We start from the raw sequence: 22,759 nt of genomic DNA, 5'->3' as shown, positions 1-22,759 counted from the left end.
CCTAGTGAATACGGCTCAGTACGGCTACGGCTCGAACAGCTCGTCCGGACCGGCTTCAAGCCGAGACACGGCCTCGATGCCGGGCGACCGGCGCGACGGTATCGCCCACGCAAGCCTTACAGCAAGAGTCTTGAAACTCTGAGCAAGAACTTTCAGTGCCAGGTGTCGCTGACGCTGTAACCCGTTCCCGAGCCGGTGCTGTAGGCGCGGTTGGCGCCGGACTCCCACGTCACGTTTCCGGAGGAGTCCTTCTTGATGTACTTGTACGCGAACGACGTCGACTTGGGCACGATGACCAGTCGGCCCCAGTACGGGTACGACGCCGAGGACAGCGGAATCGCGTCGGCGGTGTTCCAGGAGCCGAGGGAGGGGAGGGAGCCGACGACGTACACGTTGGTGCCGTAGCCGGTGGTGGCGTTGACTCCGAAGGTCACGTCCGTGGCGTCGGCGTCGGCCACGTTCCAGGAGTTGTCGACCTCCACCGCCGAAGTACCCGTCGTGAGCGACCGGTTGGCGTTGGACTCCCAGGTGACGTTTCCGGACGAGTCCTTCTTTATGTACTTGTACTCGATGCTCGTGCTCGCCGGAACGGAGACGTCGGCCTTCCAGATCGGGTAGCCCGACGACGACAGCTTCACCGCGTTCGCCGTGTTCCAGCTGCCGAGCGCGGCGACCGAACCGACCACGTACACATCGGTGCCGGTGGTGGTGGAGGCGTACTCGTCGAAGGTCGCGGTGACGCTGGTGGAACCACCGCCGCCTCCGCCCCCACTGCCTCCGCCGCAGTTCACCGTGCAGATGTAGTCCGGGTCGTAGAAGGCGACCGCCGACTTCGCGGGTACGGTCAGGGAGGCCTTGCCGCCCGTGACGGTGACGGTGGTCGCGCCACCGTCGATCACGTTCGGGTACGTCCCGTCGGCCAGGCCCGTCGTGTACGTGTACGTGCTGGCGCCGGAGCTGTTGTTGATGGCGACGAAGCCCGCGCCGCCCCTGCCGAAGCCGATGACGTTCGAGGACGGGGACTGCCAGTTGGCGACCGCGTAGCCGCTCGCCGCGTTGTGCCAGCCGATCATGCCGGAGACCGCGGTGTTGCGGTCGAGGCAGTACCAGCCGCTCGCGCACGTGGTGTCGGTGACGAAGCCGGCGGAGTTCGGCGGGGCCTCGTCGCTCTGGCTGAAGGTCCAGCCGGAGTAGACGGACGGGCGGCCGTAGCCCCGGGCCAGCTGGAAGACGTTGGCGAGGACCGCGGTGTCGCCGTCCTTGTAGCTGAGCGAGTAGCCGTTGCGCTCGGTGTCGTGGTTGGTGACGAAGGTGTTGGAGTTCGCCTCGGCCGTCAGGCCCCAACTGCTGCCGAAACTGGACAGGTTGGCGATGTCGCCCTGGAACTGGGACTTCATCTGCGCGGCGAAGGTGAAGTCGAGGACGTCACCGGTGCCGTAGTACTCGTCCTGCGCGGGCGGGGTGCCGGGGTAGATCTCCTGGGTGATGTACGGCGCCGCACCGGAGGTCGTGGTGTGCAGTCCGGCGACGATGGCGCTCAAGTCGGCGGCGTCGATGTGCTTGGCCGCGTCGACACGGAAGCCGTCGACACCCAGGTCGATCTGCTGGTTGAGAAAGCCGATGATCTTCGTGCGGACGCCGCTCTCGGCGGTGTCCAGGTCGGGCAGGCCGAGCAGTTCGCAGTGCTGGACCTCGTACCGGTCGGACCAGTTGGAGATGGTTTTCGTGCAGTCGTCACTGTCGGCGGGGTCGTAGTCGGGGGTGTCGTACTTGTTGGTGATGACCGTGCCGTTGTAGCCGGTGCCCGTCTGGGCGGCGGTGTGGTTGATCACGGCGTCCGTGTAGACCTTGATGCCGGCCGCGTGACACGTGTCGACCATGGTCTTGAACTGGGCCGCGGTACCGAAGCGGCTGTTCAGGTTGTAGGCGTAGGGCTGGTAGACGTCCCACCAGTAGTAGTTCGTCTGCTTCAGCGACTCCGCGGGCGGGGCGACCTGGACCGCCCCGTAGCCGGCCGGGTCGAGCACGTTCGTGCACTCGGTGGCGACCGACTTCCAGTTCCACTCCCAGAGGTTGGCGATCACATCGCCGTTGGGGATGCCGGTGTCGGAGACGGCGGCGTGGGCGGCCGGGGCGGGCAGCGCGGCGGCTCCGCCGAGGGCCAGCAGTCCGGCTGCGGCCAGGGGTAACGCCCGTGATCTGATCCAGCGCATGACGGCAACTCCTTGCGGGGGTCGGAGGTGCGGGAATGCGATCAACTGGGTTGCTGGGGAAGCAAGTTGACCGCGGTGCGAGAGTGGGCGCGGTCAAGGGGCCGCGTCAATACACGCGTTGGAAGTTCTTTCGACATCTTGCTGAAACCCGAACCAACGGATAGCTTCCGTTCCCCCCACCCGCACGACGAAGTGCAGGAGCACCCACATGGCAAGAAACATGGCCAGGAAGACACTTGCCGCCTCGTTCGCCCTCGCGGCGGGCCTGGCGGTCTCGGTGGCCCTCCCCCCAGGTGTCGCGGCGGCTTCCCCGCCGGGCACGAAGGACGTCACCGCCGTTCTGTTCGAGTGGAAGTTCGACTCGGTCGCCAAGGAATGCACCAACACGCTGGGCCCGGCCGGTTACGGCTACGTCCAGGTCTCGCCACCCGCCGAGCACATACAGGGCTCGCAGTGGTGGACCTCGTACCAGCCGGTGAGCTACAGGATCGCCGGGCGGCTCGGTGACGCGACCGCTTTCCAGAACATGATCAACACCTGTCACGCGGCAGGCGTGAAGGTCGTGGCGGACACGGTCGTCAACCACATGGCGGCGGGTTCCGGCACCGGTACCGGCGGCTCTTCGTACACGAAGTACAACTATCCGGGCCTGTACTCCTCGTACGACATGGACGACTGCACGGCGACGGTCAGCGACTACACCAACCGCGCCAACGTGCAGAACTGCGAGCTCGTCGGGCTCGCCGACCTGGACACCGGCGAGGAGTACGTCCGCAAGACCATCGCCGGATACATGAACAGCCTGCTCGCGTACGGCGTGGACGGCTTCCGCATCGACGCGGCCAAGCACATCCCGGCGACCGACCTCGCCAACATCAAGTCGCGGCTGACCAATCCGTCGGTGTACTGGAAGCAGGAGGTCATCTACGGCGCCGGGGAGGCGGTCCAGCCGACCGAGTACACCGGCAACGGCGACGTGCAGGAGTTCCGGTACGCCTACGACCTCAAGCGGGTCTTCAACAACGAGAACCTCGCCTATCTGAAGAACTACGGCGAGGGCTGGGGCTATATGAGCAGCTCCGTCGCGGGCGTGTTCGTCGACAACCACGACACCGAACGCAACGGCTCGACGCTCAACTACAAGGACGGGGCGAACTACACCCTCGCCAACGTCTTCATGCTCGCCTACCCGTACGGCGCCCCGGACATCAACTCCGGCTACGAGTGGTCGGACGTGGACGCCGGCCCGCCGGGCGGCGGCACGGTCAACGCCTGTTGGCAGGACGGCTGGAAGTGCCAGCACGCCTGGCCGGAGATCAAGTCGATGGTCGCCTTCCGCAACGCCACCCGGGGCCAGTCGGTCACCGACTGGTGGGACGACGGCAACGACGCGATCGCCTTCGGCCGCGGTGCCAAGGGGTACGTGGCCATCAACCACGAGTCGGGCTCGCTGACCCGGACCTATCAGACCTCCCTCGCGGCGGGGACGTACTGCAATGTCCAGAACAACACCAGCGTCACGGTGAACGGCTCCGGGCAGTTCACGGCGACTCTCGGCGCGAACACGGCGCTGGCGCTCTACGCGGGCAGGACCAGCTGCTGAGCGGCTTCCGCGAGCCGCGCGGAAGCCTGTACGGAAGGCCGTAGGGAGCCCGTACCGAATGCGCCGTATCGGACATACCCGATACGGCGCTTTCCTCTTTGCGACCTCTTTGCGACACCTTGCGGTAACGGGAACGTCACGCTTGCGGGATCTTGCGGAAATTTCCTTGCAACGTCTTTCGCAAGGACTTGCAGCGCTGTTAGTTTCCTCCCCAGCCCGGCGGCCGTCGATGGGACAGACGGCACCCGCGGTCCTCCCAAGGGAAGATCCGGGCAAACCCTCTTCTAGGAGTTCATATGCGACGTGGCATATCGATCGCCGCCGCGGTGACCGTCATCGCGCTGACCGCGACCGCCTGTGGTGGTTCCGACGGCAACTCGTCGAGCAAGCCGAAGGCCGCAGGTGACATTTCCGGGACGATCACGTACTGGGACACATCGGACGCGGCGACCGAAGCCCCGACGTACAAGGCTCTCATCAAGAAGTTCGAGGCCAAGTACCCGAAGATCAAGGTGAACTACCAGAGCGTCCCGTTCAGCGACGTCGAGCAGAAGTTCAAGTCGGCGGCGAAGAGTGGCAAGGGTGCCCCGGACGTCGTCCGCACCGACGTCGGCCTGATGGCCGAGTACGCCTCGCTCGGTTACATCGCCCCCCTCGACGGCACGATCGCGCTGAAGGACACCTCGGACTTCAACTCGGGCCCGCTGAACACCACCAAGTACAACGGCAAGACGTACGGTGTCCCCTCGGTCACCGACACCCTGGGTCTCCTCTACAACAAGGACCTCCTGAAGAAGGCCGGCATCGCGCAGCCGCCGACCACCTGGGACGAGTTCATCTCCGACTCGAAGACCATCAAGAAGAAGACCGGGGCGTACGGCACGTACCTCAACCCGGACTCGTACTTCCTGCTCCCGCTGCTCTACAGCAACAACGCGGACATGGCCGACACCTCGGCCAAGAAGATCACCATCTCCGACGCCAACGCCGTCACCGCGATCACCACGGCGAAGAAGATCCAGGACGAGGCGTCGATGAAGGTCGACTACGCCAACGCCTACCAGAACATGCAGACGGCGTTCAAGACCGGCAAGGTCGCCATGCTGGTCCAGGGTCCCTGGTCGGTCAGCGAGGACCTGAGCGGCAGCGCCTTCAAGGGCAAGGAGACCAACCTCGGCTACGCGCCCGTCCCGGCCGGCCCCGGTGGCAAGGCCCAGGCGCCGACCGGCGGTCACAACCTCGCGGTCTACCAGGGCTCCAAGAACCTGGACGCCGGGTACCTCTTCACCCAGTTCATGACCTCGACCGACAGCCAGGTCGAGATCGCCAAGGGCACCGGCACGCTGCCGACCCGCAAGTCGGCGTACACGGCCGAGGTCACGGCGGACGCCAAGATCGCCGGCTTCAAGCCGATCCTGGAGCAGACCGCCCGTCCGCGCGTCGCGCTGCCGCAGGTCGGCTCGCTCTTCACGCCGCTCGCGCAGAACTACGTGAAGATCCTTCAGGGCGGCGAGGACGTCAAGACCGGTCTCGACGCCACCGCCAAGGAGTTCCAGAAGCTCCTGCCCGGCTACACCATCGGCTGACCGGGCAACCCCTGATCCACCGGTAACCGAAGAACACGCAGCCCCGGGGAACGTTTTCCCCGCTGCCGCCCCGAACGGGGCTCCCCCGGGGCTGCGGTCACCGCTTCCCTCAGGATCACCGACCCCACCGGGCCCCGGACCGACCAGGCCCTGGCCCCCGGACCCACCGGACCCCGGGCCCACCAGGCCTTGGAACCCCGGACCCGGATCCCCGGAACCCGGGCCCACCAGGCCCCCGGGGTTAATCAGACCCCGAGTCCCGGATCCCGGACCCACCGGACCCCGGGCCCACCAGGCACGGGACCCCCGGACCCGGATCCCGGACCGACCAGGCCCCGGACCTCGGGTCCACCAGGCCCCCGGGGCACTGGCCCCAGGGATTGACCAGACCCCGAGTCCCGGACCCACCGGACCCTGGACCCCGGATCCACCCGACCCTCAAGGCCCTGGCCCCGCGGGTCGGCCGAGTCCCGGATCCGCAGGCCCAGGACTCTGGACCCCGGACCCACCGGATCCCGGATCCATCAGGCCGCGGACTTCGGGCCCCCGGGCCCCCGGGCCCACGGGATCCCGGGCCCTAGACCCGGGTTGACCAGACCCCCAGACCCTCAGCCCCCCAGACTCCCCGGATCCCGCGTCGACCCGCCCCTGGACCCCTGATCCACAAGACCACCAGACCCTGACCCCCAGGCCTCTGGACCCAGGACCCACCGGATCCCTGGACCCGGGGCCCACCAGCCCCCAGACCCCGGATCCACCGGCCCCGGGCCCACGGGCCCCCGGCCCCGCGGACCCACCGACCCCCGGATCCACCGGCCCACGGACCCTGGGCCCACCGGACCCCGGATCCACCCGACCCCGGGCCCACCGATCCACGGGCCCCCGGACCCTGGGCCCACCGGACCCCGGGCCCACCGGGACCACGGGCCCCGGGGCCTCCAGACCCCGGGGCGCCAGATCTCCCCCGCCCCAGACCTCCGCATTTCCGCCGCGAAAGAGCCGATGAGGATGACGACCGCAGCGAGCACCGAGAAGACCGACCAGCCAGCGCCCGGCAAGAACGCCGCGCGCCCCCCACGCGTTTCGGCGCTCCGGCGGTCCTGGGACAAGTACTGGTACGCCTGGGCCATGGTGACCCCGGTCGCCATCGTCCTCACCGTCCTCGTCCTGTATCCGCTCGGATACGGCTTCTACCAGTCGCTGACCGACGCCAACGAGTCGAACGTGGCGTCCACCATCGGCGCCTTCCACCGCCCGGCCACGTACAAGTTCGTGGGCCTCGACAACTACTGGCACGTGCTGTCGGGCGCGGACAGCGACTTCTACCCGCGCCTGTGGTGGACGATCATCTGGACCGTGGTCGGCGTGGGGGTGATGGTCGGCCTCGGCATGGGCCTCGCCGTGCTCCTCAACCGCAAGGTCCGCTTCCGGGGCTTCTACCGCGCGATGCTGATCCTGCCGTGGGCGGTTCCGTCGTTCATCGGCGTCTTCGCCTGGCGGCTGATGCTCAACTCCCAGTACGGCGTCTTCAACGAGATCATCACCGCGTTCGGCCTGCCGGCCCAGGACTGGCTCGGCACCCCGCTCGCCCAGAAGGTCGCCGTCATCATGGTGAACGTATGGGTCGGCGTCCCCTTCAACATGGTCGCGATCCTGGGCGGTCTGCAGTCCATCCCCAAGGAGCTGTACGAGGCCGCCGAGATGGACGGTGCCTCCCCCTGGCAGCGCTTCGTGAACGTCACATTGCCCGGCCTGCGTCCGGTGACCAACACCGTGATCCTGCTGGGCTGCATCTGGACGTTCAACATGTTCAACATCATCTACCTGCTGCTGGGCAACAACACGAGCGGCGACGCCGACATCCTCGTCACCTTCGCCTTCCGCAAGGCGTTCACCGGCGTCTCGGACTACGCGGGCGCGGCGACGTACGGGATCATCATCCTCGCGCTCCTGCTGGCCTTCTCGACCTTCTACCGCCGCAGCACCCTGAAGTCCGAGCAGGCGTAAGGAGCCCTCGCCATGACCGCAGCAACCCACGAGTCCTCCGCGACCGCCACCGCCGGCCGGTCCGCCGTGACCGCCCCCCGCAAGGTGCGCGGCCGCGAGGAACGCAGCCTCGGCTCCTCGATCGCCCTGCACGGCACGCTGATCGTCGCCACGGTGATCGCGGCCTTCCCGGTGATGTGGATCCTGTTCATCTCGCTCGGCCCGAAGAACGCCTGGCAGCAGCCGAGCGAGGTGTTCTCGCACCTCAGCCTGCACAACTACAGCGACGTGCTGTCCCAGACGGACCTGCCGAAGTGGTTCCTGAACACCGTCGTCGTGGCGGGCGGCACCACCGTGCTCGGCGTCTTCCTCGCGGCGACCGCCGGATACGCGGTGTCCCGGATGAAGTTCCCCGGCAGCAGGCAGCTGATGTGGACCTTCCTGGTCACGCAGATGTTCCCCAGTATCGTGCTGATCGTGCCGCTTTACCTGCTTATGTCCGAGCTGAACCTGCTGGACAACTACCTCGGTCTGATCCTGGCGTACGCGACGACGGCGGTGCCGTTCTGCGCCTGGATGATGAAGGGGTACTTCGACACCATCCCCAAGGAGATAGACGAGGCGGGCCGGGTCGACGGGCTCACCCCGTTCGGCACGTTCTGGCGGCTGATCGTGCCGCTGGCCAAGCCGGGCCTCGCAGTGACCGCGTTCTACAGCTTCCTCACCGCCTGGGGCGAGGTCGCGTACGCCACGCAGTTCATGCAGTCCGACCACTACACGCTCGCCGTCGGCATCCGCACCTTCGCGCAGGACCAGCGGCCCGACTGGGCGTGGACCTCGGCCACGGCGATCATCATCACCCTTCCGGCGGCCCTCGTCTTCATGCTGGTGCAGCGCAGCCTGGTCTCCGGACTGACGGCCGGAGGGACGAAATCCTGACGGCCCGCCCGCACTTAGCGGCCCCCTCGTACTCAGCAAGCGCCTCCGTCGTTCCCCCCGCACCCCTAAGGGAATCCATGACCCAGCACGTCACCGACGCACTCCCCACCGACGCCTCCTCCGCCGCCTCCGGGCGCCGGGAGTGGTGGCGCGACGCGGTCATCTACCAGGTCTATCCGCGCAGCTTCGCGGACGGCAACGGCGACGGCATGGGTGACCTGCCGGGCGTCCGGGCCCGGCTCCCGTACCTGAAGGAACTCGGCGTCGACGCGGTGTGGCTGTCCCCCTTCTACGCCTCCCCACAGGCGGACGCGGGCTACGACGTGGCCGACTACCGCGCGGTGGACCCGATGTTCGGCAACCTCACGGACGCCGACGACCTGGTGCGGGACGCGCACGGGCTGGGGCTGCGGGTGATCGTCGACGTGGTGCCCAACCACTGCTCGGACCAGCACGAGTGGTTCAAGCAGGCGCTGCGCGAGGGCCCGGGTTCGCCGATCCGGGAGCGCTTCCACTTCCGTCCCGGCAAGGGGGAGAACGGCGAACTGCCCCCCAACGACTGGGAGTCCATCTTCGGCGGGCCTGCCTGGACCCGCGTCGAGGACGGCGAGTGGTACCTGCACCTGTTCGCGCCCGAGCAGCCCGACTTCAACTGGGACCACCCGGCCGTCCACGACGAGTTCCGCTCCATCCTGCGCTTCTGGCTGGACCTCGGCATCGACGGCTTCCGCATCGACGTCGCCCACGGCCTCGTCAAGGCGGCGGGTCTGCCGGACATCGGCCACGACGAGCAGGTCAAGCTGCTGGGCACCGAGGCCGTGCCGTACTTCGACCAGGACGGCGTGCACGAGATCTACCGCAGCTGGCGGCGCATCCTGGAGGAGTACGCGGGTGAGCGCATCGCGGTCGCCGAGGCATGGACGCCGACCGTCGAGCGCAGCGCCCTCTACCTGCGCCCGGACGAGCTGCACCAGGCCTTCAACTTCTCCTATCTGACCACCGGTTGGAACGCGGCGGACCTGCGCGAGGTCATCGACCGCTCGCTCGGCGCCATGAACAGCGTGCACGCGCCCGCGACCTGGGTCCTCTCCAACCACGACGTGGTACGGCACTCCACGCGTCTCGCGGAAGGGGACGAGGCGCGTGGTCTGCGCCGGGCCCGGGCGGCGACCCTGCTCATGCTGGCGCTGCCCGGCTCGGCGTACCTCTACCAGGGCGAGGAGCTCGGGCTGCCCGAGGTCGTCGACCTGCCCGACGAGGTCCGCCAGGACCCGGCGTTCTTCCGCAGCGCGGGCCAGGACGGCACCCGCGACGGCTGCCGGGTGCCGCTGCCGTGGTCCGGCGAGGTCGCGCCGTTCGGCTTCGGCCCGGTCGAGGGCGGCCCGAGCTGGCTGCCGCAGCCGGCCTCCTGGAAGAACCTCACGGTCGAGGCGCAGGAGGGCGACCCCACCTCGACGCTGGAGTTCTACCGCAGCGCGCTCGCCGTGCGCCGCGAGCACCCGGCGCTCGGCGCGGGCCGCCAGGTGACCTGGCTGCCGACGCCCGACGGGGTCCTCGCCTTCCGCCGGGACACCGCCGAGGGCTCCTTCGTCTGCACGGTGAACCTCACCGCGGCCCCCCTCCCGCTGCCCACCCCGGGCACCCTGCTGCTCGCCAGCGCGGACGTCGAGCCGGGTACCGAAACGACCGAACTGCCCGCAGATTCAACGGTCTGGTGGGCAGTCTGAGATGCGACCGGTACAGTCCAATCCTGTGACCACACGGCTTGCCGACATCGCAGCCCAGGCGGGGGTCAGCGAGGCGACTGTCAGCCGCGTCCTGAACGGGAAGCCGGGCGTCGCCGCGACCACCCGCCAGTCCGTCCTGGCCGCGCTCGACGTCCTGGGCTACGAGCGCCCGGTCCGGTTGCGGCAGCGCAGCGAGGGCCTGGTGGGCCTGATCACCCCGGAGCTGGAGAACCCCATATTTCCGGCCCTGGCGCAAGTCATCGGCCAGGCCCTGACCCGCCAGGGCTACACCCCGGTCCTCGCCACCCAGACGCCGGGCGGCTCCACCGAGGACGAGCTGACGGAGATGCTGGTGGACCGGGGCGTCGCCGGCATCATCTTCGTCTCCGGTCTGCACGCCGACACCTCGGCGGACATGCAGCGCTACGAGCAGCTGCGCGCCCAGGGCGTCCCGTTCGTCCTGGTCGACGGTTTCTCGCCGAAGGTCCAGGCGCCCTTCATCTCCCCGGACGACCGCGCGGCGATGGCCCTCGCGGTCACGCACCTCGTCTCGCTCGGGCACACCAGCATCGGACTCGCCCTGGGTCCGAAGCGGTTCGTGCCCGTGCAGCGGAAGATCGAGGGCTTTGTGCGCACGATGCAGGAGCAGTTGGGGCTGAGCCCGGCCGACATCGAGGAGCGACTCGTCCAGCACTCGTTGTACACCCTGGAGGGCGGCCAGGCCGCGGCCACCGCCCTCATGGACCGGGGGTGCACGGCGGTGGTCTGCGCGAGCGACATGATGGCCCTCGGCGCGATAAGGGCGGCGCGCCAGCGGGGCCTGGAGGTGCCAAAGGACATATCGGTCGTCGGCTTCGACGACTCCCCGCTGATCGCCTTCACCGACCCACCCCTGACGACGATCCGCAAGCCGGTCCCGGCCATGGGGCAGGCCGCCGTGCGGACGTTGCTGGAGGAGATCGGTGGAACTCCGGCGCCGCACAGTGAATTCGTGTTCATGCCGGAGCTGGTGGTGCGCGGTTCGACCGCTTCGGCCCCTGGGGACCGGAATCGTCCCTAAGGAGGAGCGCATACGTTGCGCGGAGGACTCCTCCTGTCGTAGAACGTGCGGCCAGGACCCAACCAAGGGATGATCGGTCGCGGAACGCTTTTCTGGCAGACTTTGTGCCTATGGGTGAGACGACCGTGACGACACTGGAAGGCCAGGACCGGGCCGCTCCACGCCCCGTCGCGGAGGAGAACGCGGGGAAGGCGTTCCTGCGCCGGCTGCGCACCCCGCGTCGCCCCCGCTTCTGGTTCGAGATCCTGCTCATCGCCGTGAGTTACTGGACGTACTCACTGATCCGCAACGCCGTGCCCGAGCAGAAGCAGGAGGCGCTGCGCAACGCCGACTGGCTGTGGCGCATGGAGCACCACCTCGGGATCGCCGTCGAGCAGTCGGTCAACCACGCCGTGAACTCGGTGACATGGCTGATCATCGGGATGAACTACTACTACGCGACGCTGCACTTCGTCGTGACGCTCGGGGTCCTGGTGTGGCTCTATCGCAGCCACCCCGGCCGGTACGCGGCGGCGCGCCTCGCGCTCTTCGCCACCACTGCGGTGGCCCTGCTCGGCTACTACTTCTTCCCGCTGGCCCCGCCCCGCCTGATGATCGGCGGCGACTTCGTCGACACGGTGGTCGTCCACCACACGTGGGGTTCCATGGCCTCCGGGGACCTCAAGCACATGTCGAACCAGTACGCCGCGATGCCGTCGATGCACATCGGCTGGTCCCTGTGGTGCGGTCTGACCATCTTCGCCCTGGCCTCGGTGCCGTGGGTGCGCGTCCTGGGTCTGCTGTATCCGGCGGCCACACTGCTGGTCATCGTCTCCACCGCCAACCACTTCTGGCTGGACGCGGTGGGCGGCATGCTGTGCCTGGCCTTCGGCTTCACGGTCGCCCGCCTCTGGTACGGGGCTCTGCCCTACGCCCTGCCCCGCTGGGTTCCGGGGACGCGTGGCGCGCCCCTGGTGCCACTGGAGGCATGACACCCGGAGCTGTCGTCGAACGGGCCCGTCGGTGACCGACGGGCCCGTTCGCCGTCCACCGGAGCGATACGTCCCGTCTCGCGACCCTCCAGCGCCTGGAGCCGGAGCCGCCATGAGCCGTCACCGGTCGGGGTGGGCCGCGCCCCGGAGCGCGTCCAGCAGTCCACTCAGCGCCGGCCGTTCGGCCGCGCCGGGACCCGCCTCCCGCACCGCCGCGTAGAGGACCCGCACCGGCTCAGGAGCGCGCACCTTGCGCACCACCACACCGGGGTGCCGGCTCCCCAGCCCGAGCCGGGGAACCAGACTCACTCCGAGCCCTGCCGCCACGAATCCCTGAGCGGTGGCGTAGTCCTCGCTCTGCACCGCGAACGAGGGCCGGAACCCGGCAGCCGCACAGGCGTCCAACTGGGCGTCGAGACAGGGCCCCGGCCACTCGCTCCCGACCCACGGCTCATCCGCCAGCTCCGCCAGTTCGAGCAGCCGCCGCCCCGCGAGCCGATGCCCTCTGGGCAGCACGACCCGGTACGGATCATCGAGCAGACGTACGAGCCGGATGCCCTCGGGACCGGTACCGTCGGCCCGCACCACCAGGGCGAGATCGGCCCGCCCCTCCTTCACGTCGGGCAGCGGATCCTCCACGTCGATCAGCTTCAACTCCACCCGTACGCCGGGGTGCTCACGCCGAAACCGCGCAACGGCGGGAGCGACCAGCGCGGCCCCGGCCGTGGCGAAGTACCGCACCGCGAGCCGCCCCGTCCGCCCCGCCCGCAGATCCGCGAGGGCGGTCTCCGCCTCGGCGACCTGCCGCCCGATGGCGTCCGCGTACTCGGTCAGCAGCAGCCCCGCCGCGGTGGGCCGCACCCCGCGCCCGACCCGCTCCAGCAGCTCGGTCCCCGCCTGCTTCTCCAGCGCCCCGATCTGCTGACTGACGGCGGACGGCGTGTACCCGAGATCCGCCGCGGCCGCCGTCACCGACCCGCTGCTGACCACAGCCCGCAGCACCTGCATACGCCGCACATCAAGCATGAAGCACACCTTAACAGTGCATGCAAAACACTTCACTTGTCCTCAATCCAAAAACCACGGACGGTAGGACGCATGGCAAGCCCCGTCACCGCCTCGCCCTCCTCCCGCCGCTCCCCCCTCCGCTCCTCGCTCCGCATGGCCACCCTGGCGCTCCTCTGGGGCTCCGGCTTCCTCTGGATCAAGGTGGCCCTCGACCACGGCCTGTCCCCCGCCCACCTCACCCTCGCGCGCTGCGCCCTGGGCACGGCGGTCCTCCTGCTCCTGGCCCGCGGGGCGCACCAGCGCCTCCCTCGCTCCCGCGCCCTCTGGCTCCATGTGACCGTCGCGGCGCTGTTCTGCAACGCGATCCCCTTCGCGCTCTTCGCGCTCGGCGAGCAGACGGTCGACTCGGGGATCGCGGGCGTCATGAACGCGACCACTCCCCTCTGGTCGCTCCTGCTGGGCGCGGTTCTCGGCACGGACCGCGCTCTCCACCCCCTCCGCCTGACCGGCCTGCTCCTCGGCTTCGCGGGCGTCCTGCTGATCTTCGCCCCCTGGCAGCACGGCGGCCTGGCCGGCTGGGGCGCCGGGGCCCTCCTGGCCGCCGCGGCCAGCTATGCGATCGCCTTCACCTACATGGCCCGCCATCTCACCCCCCGCGGCGCCCCCCTGGCCGTATCGGCGGCCCAACTCCTCATGGCGACGGCGTGGACGACCCTGGCCCTCCCCACGGCGGCCCCCAGCCACCCCGACAGCACGGCCCTGCTGGCGGTCACCGTCCTCGGCGTCTTCTCCACCGGCCTGACCTTCTACCTCAACTACCGCATGATCGCCGAAGAGGGCCCCACCAGCGCGGCCACGGTCGGTTACCTGCTCCCCGTGGTCTCGGTGACGCTCGGCGCCCTGGTCCTGAACGAGACGATCGGCCCCCGCACCCTGGTGGGCATGGCGGTGGTCCTGGCCGGAGTGGCAGCCACCCGCACCCGCACCCGCACTCGCACTCGCACTCGCCCCCGAACGGAAGGGGCCGCGCCGGTTCGCCGGCCCCCCACGCTCACGCCCCGTAGAACAGCACCTCCACCACGGCCCGAGCCCGCCGAGTGATCCGCCGGTAGTCCTCGAGCATGTCGCCGACATGACCGGGCCCGTACCCCAAGTACCGCCCGACCGCGGCGAGTTCACGCCCGTCGGAGGGAAACGTGTCCCCGGCCCGCCCCCGCACCATCATCACCGCGTTGCGCACCCGCGTGGCCAGCACCCACGCCTCGTCCAGGATGGCCGCGTCCTCCCCGGACACCAGCCCCGCCGCGCACGCCGCGCCCAGCGCCTCCCGGGTCCGGGTGGTCCGCAGCCCCGGCTCCACCCACCCGTGCTGCAACTGGAACAGCTGCACGGTCCACTCCACGTCGGACAGCCCGCCCCGCCCCAGCTTGGTGTGCAGCGTCGGATCGGCCCCGCGGGGCATCCGCTCCGACTCCATCCGGGCCTTCAGCCGCCGGATCTCCCGTACGGCGTCGTCACCGAGCCCCTCCGCGGGATACCGCAACGGATCGACCAGCTCGATGAACCGCCGCCCCAGGTCCTCGTCCCCCGCGACGAACTCGGCCCGCAGGAGTGCCTGCGACTCCCACACCAACGACCATCGCCGGTAGTAGGCCTCGTAGGAGTTCAGCGTCCGCACCAAAGGCCCGGACTTCCCCTCGGGCCGCAGATCGGCGTCGATCAGCAAGGGCGGATCCGCGCTGGACACCTGAAGCAACCGCCGCATCTCCGAGACAACCGCGTTGGCCGCCCGGGATGCCTCCTGCTCGTCGACACCTTCCCGGGGCTCATGCACGAACAGCACATCCGCATCGGACCCGTAACCGAGCTCGTGCCCCCCGAACCGCCCCATCCCGATGACGGCGAAGCGCGTGGGCAGCGTGTCCCCCCACTTGTCCCGCACCACGGCCCGCAGGGTCCCCGCCAGCGTCGCCGCCGTCAGGTCGGACACGGCACCGCCCACCTGATCCACCAGCGCGCCCTGATCGGCGACGGCCGGCGTCTCCTCGGTGCCGTACGAGGCGACGATGTCCGCGGCGGCCGTACGGAACAGCTCCCGCCGCCGCACACCCCGCGCGGCGGTCACCGCCTGCTCGCCCCCGTCGGCCCGCCTCACCGCGGCGAGGATCTCCTGTTCCAGATGCGCACGGCTGCGCGGTTCGAGCCCGCCCCCGTCCCCGTCGCCGAGCAGCGCGACGGCCTCCGGCGCCCGCATCAGCAGGTCCGGGGCGAGCCGCCCGGCCGACAGCACCCGCGCCAGGTTCTCCGCCGCGGCCCCTTCGTCCCTCAACAGCCGCAGATACCAAGGGGTCTTGCCCAGGGCGTCCGACACCTTGCGGAAGTTCAGCAACCCGGCGTCGGGGTCGGCGGAATCCGCGAACCACCCCAACAGCACGGGCAGCAGGGTCCGCTGGATCGCGGCCTTCCGCGAGACCCCGGAAGCCAGCGCCTCCAGATGCCGCAGCGCCGCGGCCGGATCGGCGTACCCGAGGGCGACGAGCCGCTCCCGCGCCGCGTTGGGACTCAGCCGGCTCTCGCCCGGGGCGAGTTGGGCCACGGCGTCGAGCAGCGGCCGGTAGAACAACTTCTCGTGCAGCCGCCGTACGACAGCCGCGTGCCGCTTCCACTCACGGTTCAGCTCGACGACGGGATCGGCCCGAAGACCGAGCGACCGCCCGATGCGCCGCAGATCGGCATCGTCCTCGGGCACCAGATGAGTCCGCCGCAGCCGGTAGAGCTGTATGCGGTGCTCCATGGACCGCAGGAACCGATAGGCGTCGTCGAGCTGCACGGCGTCGGCCCGCCCGACATACCCACCGGCCGCGAGTGCCTTCAACGCGTCCAGCGTGGTCCCGCTGCGCAGTGAGGTGTCGGCCCGCCCGTGCACCAACTGGAGGAGCTGCAACGCGAATTCGACATCGCGCAGTCCTCCCGGTCCGAGCTTCAGCTCGCGGTCGATCTCGGCGACGGGGATGTTCTCCACGACCCGCCGCCGCATCTTCTGTACGTCGGCGACGAAGTTCTCCCGCTCTGCGGCGTGCCACACCAGGGGCGCCAGCGTGGCCACGTACTCCTCTCCGAGTCCGAGGTCCCCGGCCACCGGCCGCGCCTTCAACAGGGCCTGGAACTCCCAGGTCTTGGCCCACCGCTGGTAGTAGGCGAGGTGGCTGCTCAGGGTCCGTACCAGCGGCCCGTTCCGCCCCTCGGGCCGCAGATTCGCGTCGACGGGCCAGATACTGCCCTCGACGGTGGTCTCGGAACAGATCCGCATCATGTGGGAGGCGAGCCGGGTGGCGGCCTGCAGCGCCTTGCGCTCGTCGGCCCCTTCCACCGCCTCCCCCACGAAGATGACATCGACGTCGGACACGTAGTTCAGCTCGTGGCCCCCGCACTTCCCCATCGCGACCACCGCGAGCCGGCACAGCGCGACGTCGTCGGGCGCGGCTCTGCCGGCGATGGCGAGCGCGGCGCGCAGGGTGGCCGTGGCGAGGTCGGCGAGTTCGGCGGCGGTCTGGGCGAGGTCGGTGGTGCCGCACACGTCGCGTGCGGCGATGGACAGCAGGCAGCGCCGGTAGGCGACGCGCAGGGCGACGGGATCGGTCGCCTGCGCCAGCCCCCGCTCGAACTCCCGTACCCCGGGGTGGAGGTCCTGCGGCTCGTACGTCACGAGCTCCTGCCAGTCGCGCGGGTGCCGGGCGAGGTGGTCGGCGAGGGCGGCGGAGGCACCGAGGACGCCGAGCAGCCGGTCACGCAGCGGCTTGGCCGCGATCAGGGTGTCGAGGAGTTCCCGCTCGGCGATGTGGCCGTCCTGCGCCTCGACGAGCCGGACGAGCCCGAGCAGCGCGAGATCGGGATCGGCGGTGGCGCCGAGCGCGTCGAGGAGCACCGGATCGGACCGTACGGGCTCGAGCTCCGCACCGTCCAGGAGCCGCTCGGCGGCCGACGGATCGGTGAAGCCGTGTCGCAGCAGCCGCGTGAAGGTACTGCTCCTGCGCCCCGGCGCCATCATCCTGGGCCCTCCCGTCGGATCAGGTGGCACGACCGGTCCGATCAAGGTCGTACGAGCCCGAGCCTAACCCCGGTCCCCACGGTGGCGCCCCGCGCCGGAATCGGCTTCCGTGGAAGGTGTCCTTGGAGGTGGCCCGTGCGAGCGGCGAGGAAGGTAAGAAAAGTAAGAAGGCAGGGGGGGTGGCGACGACCGCGCAGGCCGGGAGGCGAGCAGTTCATCAGGTCTTCACCCCGCCGGTTGGGTGGCTTGGCACAGGGGAATGTTGGCGTGTGCATGCTCTGTCCGCACCGCCACCGTCGTCTTCCCCCCACCGGAGGTCTGAAGTGTCCGGCAGAAACGTGTACCGCCGCAGTCGTGCCGTCGTGGCGTCCGCCCTCGCCTTCACCGCAGCCGCGGTGGGCCTGTGGACCGGCCTCGGCGGCTCCACGACCGCGCACGCCGCGGCCGGGGTACCGACCCCGGACCACGTGGTCGTCGTGGTCTTCGAGAACCACGCGTACAGCCAGGTGATCGGCTCCTCCAGCGCCCCGTACATCAACTCGCTCAAGACCGGCGGCGCCAACCTCACCTCGTCGTACGCCGAGACGCACCCGAGCCAGCCCAACTACTACGCCCTCTTCTCCGGCTCCACCCAGGGCGTCACGGACGACAGCTGTGTCACCCCCGGCTTCTCCTCCGCCGCGAACCTCGCCTCCGAGGTGATCGCGGCGGGCAGGACCTGGGCGAGCTACAACGAGACGCTGCCCAGCCAGGGCTCCACGACGTGCAGCAGCGGCAACTACGCGCAGAAGCACAACCCGTGGTTCGGCTTCAGCAACGTACCGACGTCGACCGCGAAGACCTTCACCCAGTTCCCGACGGACTACACGACGCTTCCGCAGGTCTCCTTCGTGGTCCCCAACCTGTGCAGCGACATGCACGACTGCTCGGTGTCGACCGGTGACACCTGGCTGAAGAACAAGCTGGGCGCGTACGCGACCTGGGCCAAGACCCACAACAGCCTGCTCGTCGTCACCTTCGACGAGGACAACCGGCTCAGCGGCAACAAGATCCCGACCGTGTTCTACGGCCAGCAGGTGACCGCGGGATCCACCAGCTCGACCACCTACAACCACTACGACCTGCTGCGCACCCTGGAGGACTCGCAGGGCCTGTCGACACACGCGGGCAACGCCGCCTCCGGCAAGGACATCACCGGCATCTGGACGTCCTGAGATGTACGTGGCGGACAGCCGCGCCTCCACGAGTGCGGCGTCCGCGGAAGGCGCCGTCCGGCCTCGTGCCGGACGGCGCCGTGCCGCGGTCGCGCCCACGGTGCTGGCGCTCGGCGCGGTCAGTCTCATCACCGACGTCTCCTCGGAGATGGTCACGGCGGTACTGCCCCTGTACCTGGTGACGGGCCTCGGCCTGTCCCCGCTGGGCTTCGGCCTCCTGGACGGCATCTACAACGGCTTCTCGGCACTCGTCCGGCTGATCGGGGGCCACCTGGCCGACCGCGGCGGCGGCCGCCACAAATGGGTGGCGGGCTTCGGCTACGCCCTCTCGGCGGCCTGCAAGCCCCTGCTGCTCCTGGCCCACACGCTCACCCCGATCGGCCTGATCCTGGCCGCCGACCGCACCGGCAAGGGCCTGCGCACGGCCCCGCGCGACGCGCTGATCTCGCTGTCGAGCACGCCGGAGACACGGGGGCGCGCGTTCGGCGTGCACCGGGCGATGGACACGGCGGGGGCGCTGTTCGGTCCCCTCGTGGCCTTCCTGATCCTGCGGGCCACGGTCGACGGGTACGACGCGGTGTTCACGGTGAGCTTCTGCGTGGCGGTGGTCGGCGTACTGGTCCTGGTGCTGTTCGTGCCGAACGGCACGCGCACGAAGTCCGGTGCCGACAGCGCACGTACGAAGTCCGGTACCGACGGCGCACGTACGAAGTCCGGTGCCGACGGCGCTCGTTCACGAGCGGCAGGGACGGCACCGCAGGGAATCTCCGGGGACACCGCACCCCGCCCCACCCTGCGCGCGGCCCTCGCCCTCCTCGCCCGCCCCGACCTGCGCCGCGTCACCCTCTGCGCGCTCCTGCTGGGCCTCGCGACGGTCAGCGACTCCTTCGTCTACCTGCTCCTCCAGCGGCGCCTGGGCGTACCGGACCGCTGGTTCGCGCTGCTGCCCCTCGGCACGGCGGCGGCCTTCCTGCTCCTGGCCGTCCCGCTCGGCCGCCTCGCGGACCGGGTCGGCCGCTGGCGGGTGTTCCTGGCCGGTCACGGCGCCCTGCTCCTCGCGTACGCCCTCCTGCTCACCTCCTGGCACGGAACGGCACTGCCGTACGCCGTCCTGCTCCTGCACGGCTGCTTCTACGCCGCCACCGACGGCGTACTGATGGCAGTGGCCTCGGAGAGCGTGCCCGAGGAACTGCGCTCGTCCGGTCTCGCCCTCGTCCAGACGGGCCAGGCCCTGGCCCGTTTCGTCTGCTCGCTCGGCTTCGGCGCGGCATGGACGGCTTGGGGCGACCGTACGGCGCTCACGGCGTCGACGGTGGCGCTGGCGCTCTGCGCCCTGTTCGCGCTGACACTCCGCCGTCCCACCCCCTCCGCCCCTTCAGAAGGCCTCGCATGACCCTCCGTACCCGCATCCTGGTCCTGATCTCGGCGCTGGCCGTCCTGGCGGGCGTGGCCACGGCCTCCGTCCTGCACGCCTCGGCCCGCGCGGACCGCAAGAACCAGACCCAGCCCGGCGGCCCGAGGATCACCGCGGGCACGGTCGCGCTCGCCACCGGGTCCGGGAGCCGCATGATCTTCCGGAACATGGCCTGGGGCCCGCACCGCGACGAGCTGACGACGGTCCCGGCGTCGAACCCCTCGGGGCCCCGCACGGCGTCGAAGGTCAAATGCCTCCGCTTCTACGCGGCCGCGGGCACCGGCGTCTGCCTCCAGTCGGTGCACGGCCCGGTGCAGGACACCTACCGGGCCGTCATCCTCGACACACGCCTGCGCGAGACGGCCCGCTACGACGTCCCCGGCATCCCGTCCCGCGCCCGCGTCTCCCCCAGCGGCCGGTACGCCGCGTGGACGGCCTTCGTCGGCGGCGACTCGTACGCGGGTACGAACTTCTCCACGCGTGCGGCGATCGTGGACACGAGAACGGGGAAACTGACTCCCTCCTTGGAGGCGTTCCGCGTCGTGAAGGACGGCAGGACGTACCACGCGGCGGACGTCAACTTCTGGGGCGTCACGTTCGCCGCCGACGACCGCACGTTCTACGCGACGCTGGCGACGAAGGGCAGGACGTACCTGGTCCGGGGAGACCTCCGGGCCCGCACCCTCACGACCCTCCACACCAACGTCGAATGCCCGTCCCTCTCCCCCGACGGCACGCGCGTCGCCTACAAGAAGCGCGTGCCGGGCCTGTCGAAGGACGCCCCCTGGCACCTGTACGTCCTCGACCTGCGCACGATGCGCGAAACCCCGCTGGCCGAGTCCCGCAGCGTCGACGACCAGGTGGTCTGGCGCGACGACCGCACGATCGTCTACGCCCTCCCCGGCGACTACGGAGCCGACCTCTACACCGTCCCGTCCGACGGCACGGGAAAGCCGCGCCGCATCAGCACCGCGGCGGTGTCGCCCGCGTACGTGAACTAGCCGACGGCGTACGTGAACCGGGCGACGACGTCCGTGAACCGGGCGAAGGCGTAAGCGAACTAGGCGAAGGCACCCTGGGCGGTGAAGGCCAGCTCGGCGAAGCGTTCGCCGATTCGGCGGTGGGTGGCGGCGTCCGGGTGGAGCTGGTCGGGCAGCGGCAACTCGGCGAAGTCTGCCTCGCCGTAGAGGCCCCGGCCGTCCAGGTGGTGCAGGTGCGGATCCTCGGCCGCCCGCTGCTCCACGATCCGGGCCAGCTCGTCGCGGATGACACGCAACGTCAGTTTCCCGCTCGCGCGCTCCGCCGGATCCCCCATGGCCACGAACCGCAGCCGCCCCGCACCGAGATCGGAGAAGTCCGGGGCGGTGGGCCCGGGCGTGTCCTCATGGATGGGACAGAGAAGAGGCGAGACGACCAACAGCGGCGTGGTGGGATGCCCGTCACGGACGGTGTCGAGAAAGCCGTGCACCGCCGGGCCGAAGGCACGCAACCGCATCGCGTCGGCGTTGACCAGGTTGATCCCGATCTTGACGCTGATCAGATCGGCGGCGGTGTCCCTCATGGCCCGCGCGGTGAACGGATCGAGCAGAGCGCTCCCGCCCAGCCCCAGGTTGATCAGTTCCACACCGGCGAGGGAGGCGGCGAGCGCGGGCCAGGTGGAGGTGGGCCCGGCGGCGTCGGAACCGTGACTGATCGAGCTGCCGTGATGCAGCCACACCTTGCGTCCCCGGTCCGGCGCGGGCTCGACGGGGGCGTCGGTGCGCAGGGCGACGAGTTCGGTGATCTCGTTGTGCGGCAGCCAGATCTCGACGTCCTTGACGCCGTCGGACAGACCGTCGAAACGGAGGGTCCCGACCGCCCCGGATCGGGTCTCGACAGCTCCGGAGGTCATGTCGACGACCTTCGCGTTGCCACCGGCGACTCTCCCCCGCCCGGCCGGCCGGCCGTCGACGACCAACTCGTACACCCCGTCCGGACGCGGCGGCGCACCCACGTAGACGAGCTTGGTGGGCAACGTGTCCAGTTCGACGGCGGTGGCCCGGGTACGGAAGACCAGCCGTACACCGGAGGGCTGGGCCTCGGCCATCGTGAGCTGTCCGTCGGGGATCTGCCTGCGGGCCCGGGCGGGCAGCCGGTGCGGGAGGAGACCGTGTTCGGTGGGCTCCAGGTCGAGGGCACCGCGCAGGAGGCCGGCGGTGATGGGTGTGGTGACGGGTGTGGTGATCCAGTCGTGGTCGGTGGTCATGGCCTCGGGGTCTCCCTCAGAACTCTCGGGCGCCGGAATCGACCGGCGGGACGATTCCGGCGGGACGGTCAGGGGGCGGATGTGGATGTGGATGCGGGCGCGGTAGCTGTCTCTGTCGCACCCGCGGGCCAGTTCCGCAGCAGCGCGTCGAGGGCGTCCAGCATCCGCACCCAGGTCTCCTGCGTGTCGGGGGCGCTGTGGCTGAACCCTCCCCCCATCTCCAGACTGACGTAGCCGTGGAAGAAGCTGCCCAGCAGCCGAACGGCGTGTGTCTGGTCCGGCTCCGTCAGCGCGTAGCCACGCAGGATCGCCCGCGTCATCTGCGCGTGCCGCCCGCCGGCGCTGGCGGCGGCCGTTGCCGGATCGAGCCTGAACTGGGCGGCGGCATACCGGCCGGGGTGCTCCCGGGCGTAGTCGCGGTAGACGTTCGCGAGAGCGGCCAGGGCGTCCTTGCCGGCCCGTCCGGCCAGCGCGGCGGCGCCCCGGTCGGCGAGTTCCTCCAGGGCGAGCAGGGCGATCCGGGTCTTGAGGTCCTGGGAGTTCTTCACGTGCGAGTACAGGCTCGCGACCTTCACGTCGAAGCGTCGGGCGAGCTCCGAGACGGTCACCTGATCGAAGCCGACCTCGTCGGCCAGCTCCGCCCCCGCGAGGACCAGACGTTCCGTGGTCAGCCCGACGCGCGCCATAACCTTGCTCCAATTCACCACAACATCTAATTCATTTGCCTAACACCTTTAGGCAATTT

16 protein-coding genes are annotated in these 22,759 nt (G+C 69.9%); 11 read left to right on the top strand and 5 right to left on the bottom strand.

Annotated elements, in window-relative coordinates; genetic code table 11:
* Positions 1-152: 152 nt before the first annotated feature.
* Positions 153-2,213 (bottom strand): carbohydrate-binding module family 20 domain-containing protein, encoded by a 2,061-nt coding sequence (locus ACZ69M_RS03735; protein WP_470046262.1) that lies wholly within the window; start codon positions 2,211-2,213, stop codon positions 153-155.
* 220 nt (positions 2,214-2,433) lie between these two features.
* Between ACZ69M_RS03735 and ACZ69M_RS03730 the strand changes: the two genes are divergently transcribed.
* The 7 genes from ACZ69M_RS03730 to ACZ69M_RS03700 all read left to right on the top strand — a co-directional run bounded on the left by ACZ69M_RS03730 (position 2,434) and on the right by ACZ69M_RS03700 (position 12,085).
* Entirely contained in the window at positions 2,434-3,816 is a 1,383-nt protein-coding gene (locus tag ACZ69M_RS03730) for an alpha-amylase (protein WP_470046392.1), read from the top strand.
* Between the two features lie 296 nt (positions 3,817-4,112).
* Complete coding sequence (locus ACZ69M_RS03725; protein ID WP_470046261.1) at positions 4,113-5,402, top strand: extracellular solute-binding protein; 1,290 nt, start codon at positions 4,113-4,115, stop codon at positions 5,400-5,402.
* Positions 5,403-6,410: 1,008 nt separating this feature from the next.
* Positions 6,411-7,409, top strand: coding sequence for a carbohydrate ABC transporter permease (locus ACZ69M_RS03720; RefSeq protein WP_470046260.1), 999 nt, complete (start codon positions 6,411-6,413; stop codon positions 7,407-7,409).
* 12 nt (positions 7,410-7,421) lie between these two features.
* Positions 7,422-8,327: a sugar ABC transporter permease gene (locus ACZ69M_RS03715; protein ID WP_470046259.1), complete on the top strand. Its 906-nt coding sequence runs from the start codon at positions 7,422-7,424 to the stop codon at positions 8,325-8,327.
* Between the two features lie 77 nt (positions 8,328-8,404).
* Positions 8,405-10,054, top strand: a complete 1,650-nt coding sequence (locus ACZ69M_RS03710) for a glycoside hydrolase family 13 protein (RefSeq protein WP_470046258.1) — start codon at positions 8,405-8,407, stop codon at positions 10,052-10,054.
* Between the two features lie 25 nt (positions 10,055-10,079).
* Positions 10,080-11,114 (top strand): LacI family DNA-binding transcriptional regulator, encoded by a 1,035-nt coding sequence (locus ACZ69M_RS03705; RefSeq protein WP_352051959.1) that lies wholly within the window; start codon positions 10,080-10,082, stop codon positions 11,112-11,114.
* Positions 11,115-11,224: 110 nt separating this feature from the next.
* Positions 11,225-12,085: a phosphatase PAP2 family protein gene (locus ACZ69M_RS03700; RefSeq protein ID WP_470046257.1), complete on the top strand. Its 861-nt coding sequence runs from the start codon at positions 11,225-11,227 to the stop codon at positions 12,083-12,085.
* Between the two features lie 120 nt (positions 12,086-12,205).
* Here the strand turns inward: ACZ69M_RS03700 and ACZ69M_RS03695 are convergent, their stop codons facing one another.
* The gene (locus ACZ69M_RS03695) at positions 12,206-13,093 is read right to left on the bottom strand and encodes a LysR family transcriptional regulator (protein ID WP_470046390.1); all 888 of its coding nucleotides are present in this window, start codon (positions 13,091-13,093) and stop codon (positions 12,206-12,208) included.
* 90 nt (positions 13,094-13,183) lie between these two features.
* Here ACZ69M_RS03695 and ACZ69M_RS03690 point away from each other — a divergent pair, with 90 nt between their 5' ends.
* Positions 13,184-14,194 (top strand): DMT family transporter, encoded by a 1,011-nt coding sequence (locus ACZ69M_RS03690; protein ID WP_470046256.1) that lies wholly within the window; start codon positions 13,184-13,186, stop codon positions 14,192-14,194.
* Here ACZ69M_RS03690 and ACZ69M_RS03685 read toward each other — a convergent pair.
* The gene (locus tag ACZ69M_RS03685; RefSeq protein ID WP_470046255.1) at positions 14,145-17,141 is read right to left on the bottom strand and encodes a bifunctional [glutamine synthetase] adenylyltransferase/[glutamine synthetase]-adenylyl-L-tyrosine phosphorylase; all 2,997 of its coding nucleotides are present in this window, start codon (positions 17,139-17,141) and stop codon (positions 14,145-14,147) included. The two genes, ACZ69M_RS03690 and ACZ69M_RS03685, sit on opposite strands and share 50 nt — an antisense overlap.
* Before the next feature lie 323 nt (positions 17,142-17,464).
* Between ACZ69M_RS03685 and ACZ69M_RS03680 the strand changes: the two genes are divergently transcribed.
* From ACZ69M_RS03680 to ACZ69M_RS03670, 3 genes are read left to right on the top strand one after another with little or no spacing between them, the layout of a single operon-like run.
* A complete protein-coding gene (locus ACZ69M_RS03680) occupies positions 17,465-18,355 on the top strand; it encodes an alkaline phosphatase family protein (protein WP_075026496.1) in 891 nt (296 codons plus the stop codon).
* 1 nt (position 18,356) lies between these two features.
* Positions 18,357-19,748 carry an MFS transporter gene (locus ACZ69M_RS03675; RefSeq protein WP_470046254.1) on the top strand — a complete coding sequence of 464 codons (1,392 nt, stop codon included), beginning with the start codon at positions 18,357-18,359 and terminating at the stop codon, positions 19,746-19,748.
* On the top strand, positions 19,745-20,770 hold the full coding sequence (locus tag ACZ69M_RS03670; RefSeq protein ID WP_470046253.1) for a TolB family protein: 1,026 nt from the start codon (positions 19,745-19,747) through the stop codon (positions 20,768-20,770). The genes ACZ69M_RS03675 and ACZ69M_RS03670 overlap by 4 nt, the downstream gene beginning before the upstream one ends.
* A 59-nt stretch (positions 20,771-20,829) precedes the next feature.
* Here ACZ69M_RS03670 and ACZ69M_RS03665 read toward each other — a convergent pair whose 3' ends face one another.
* Both ACZ69M_RS03665 and ACZ69M_RS03660 read right to left on the bottom strand, forming a co-directional pair.
* Positions 20,830-22,014, bottom strand: a complete 1,185-nt coding sequence (locus tag ACZ69M_RS03665) for a GDSL-type esterase/lipase family protein (protein ID WP_470046252.1) — start codon at positions 22,012-22,014, stop codon at positions 20,830-20,832.
* A gap of 68 nt (positions 22,015-22,082) precedes the next feature.
* Complete coding sequence (locus tag ACZ69M_RS03660) at positions 22,083-22,700, bottom strand: TetR/AcrR family transcriptional regulator (RefSeq protein WP_470046251.1); 618 nt, start codon at positions 22,698-22,700, stop codon at positions 22,083-22,085.
* Positions 22,701-22,759 lie beyond the last annotated feature (59 nt).

The organism is Streptomyces sp. NPDC107454 (assembly GCF_055582885.1).
Note: the sequence above shows the minus strand (reverse complement) of the source record. Positions and strands in the feature narration are given on the sequence as shown.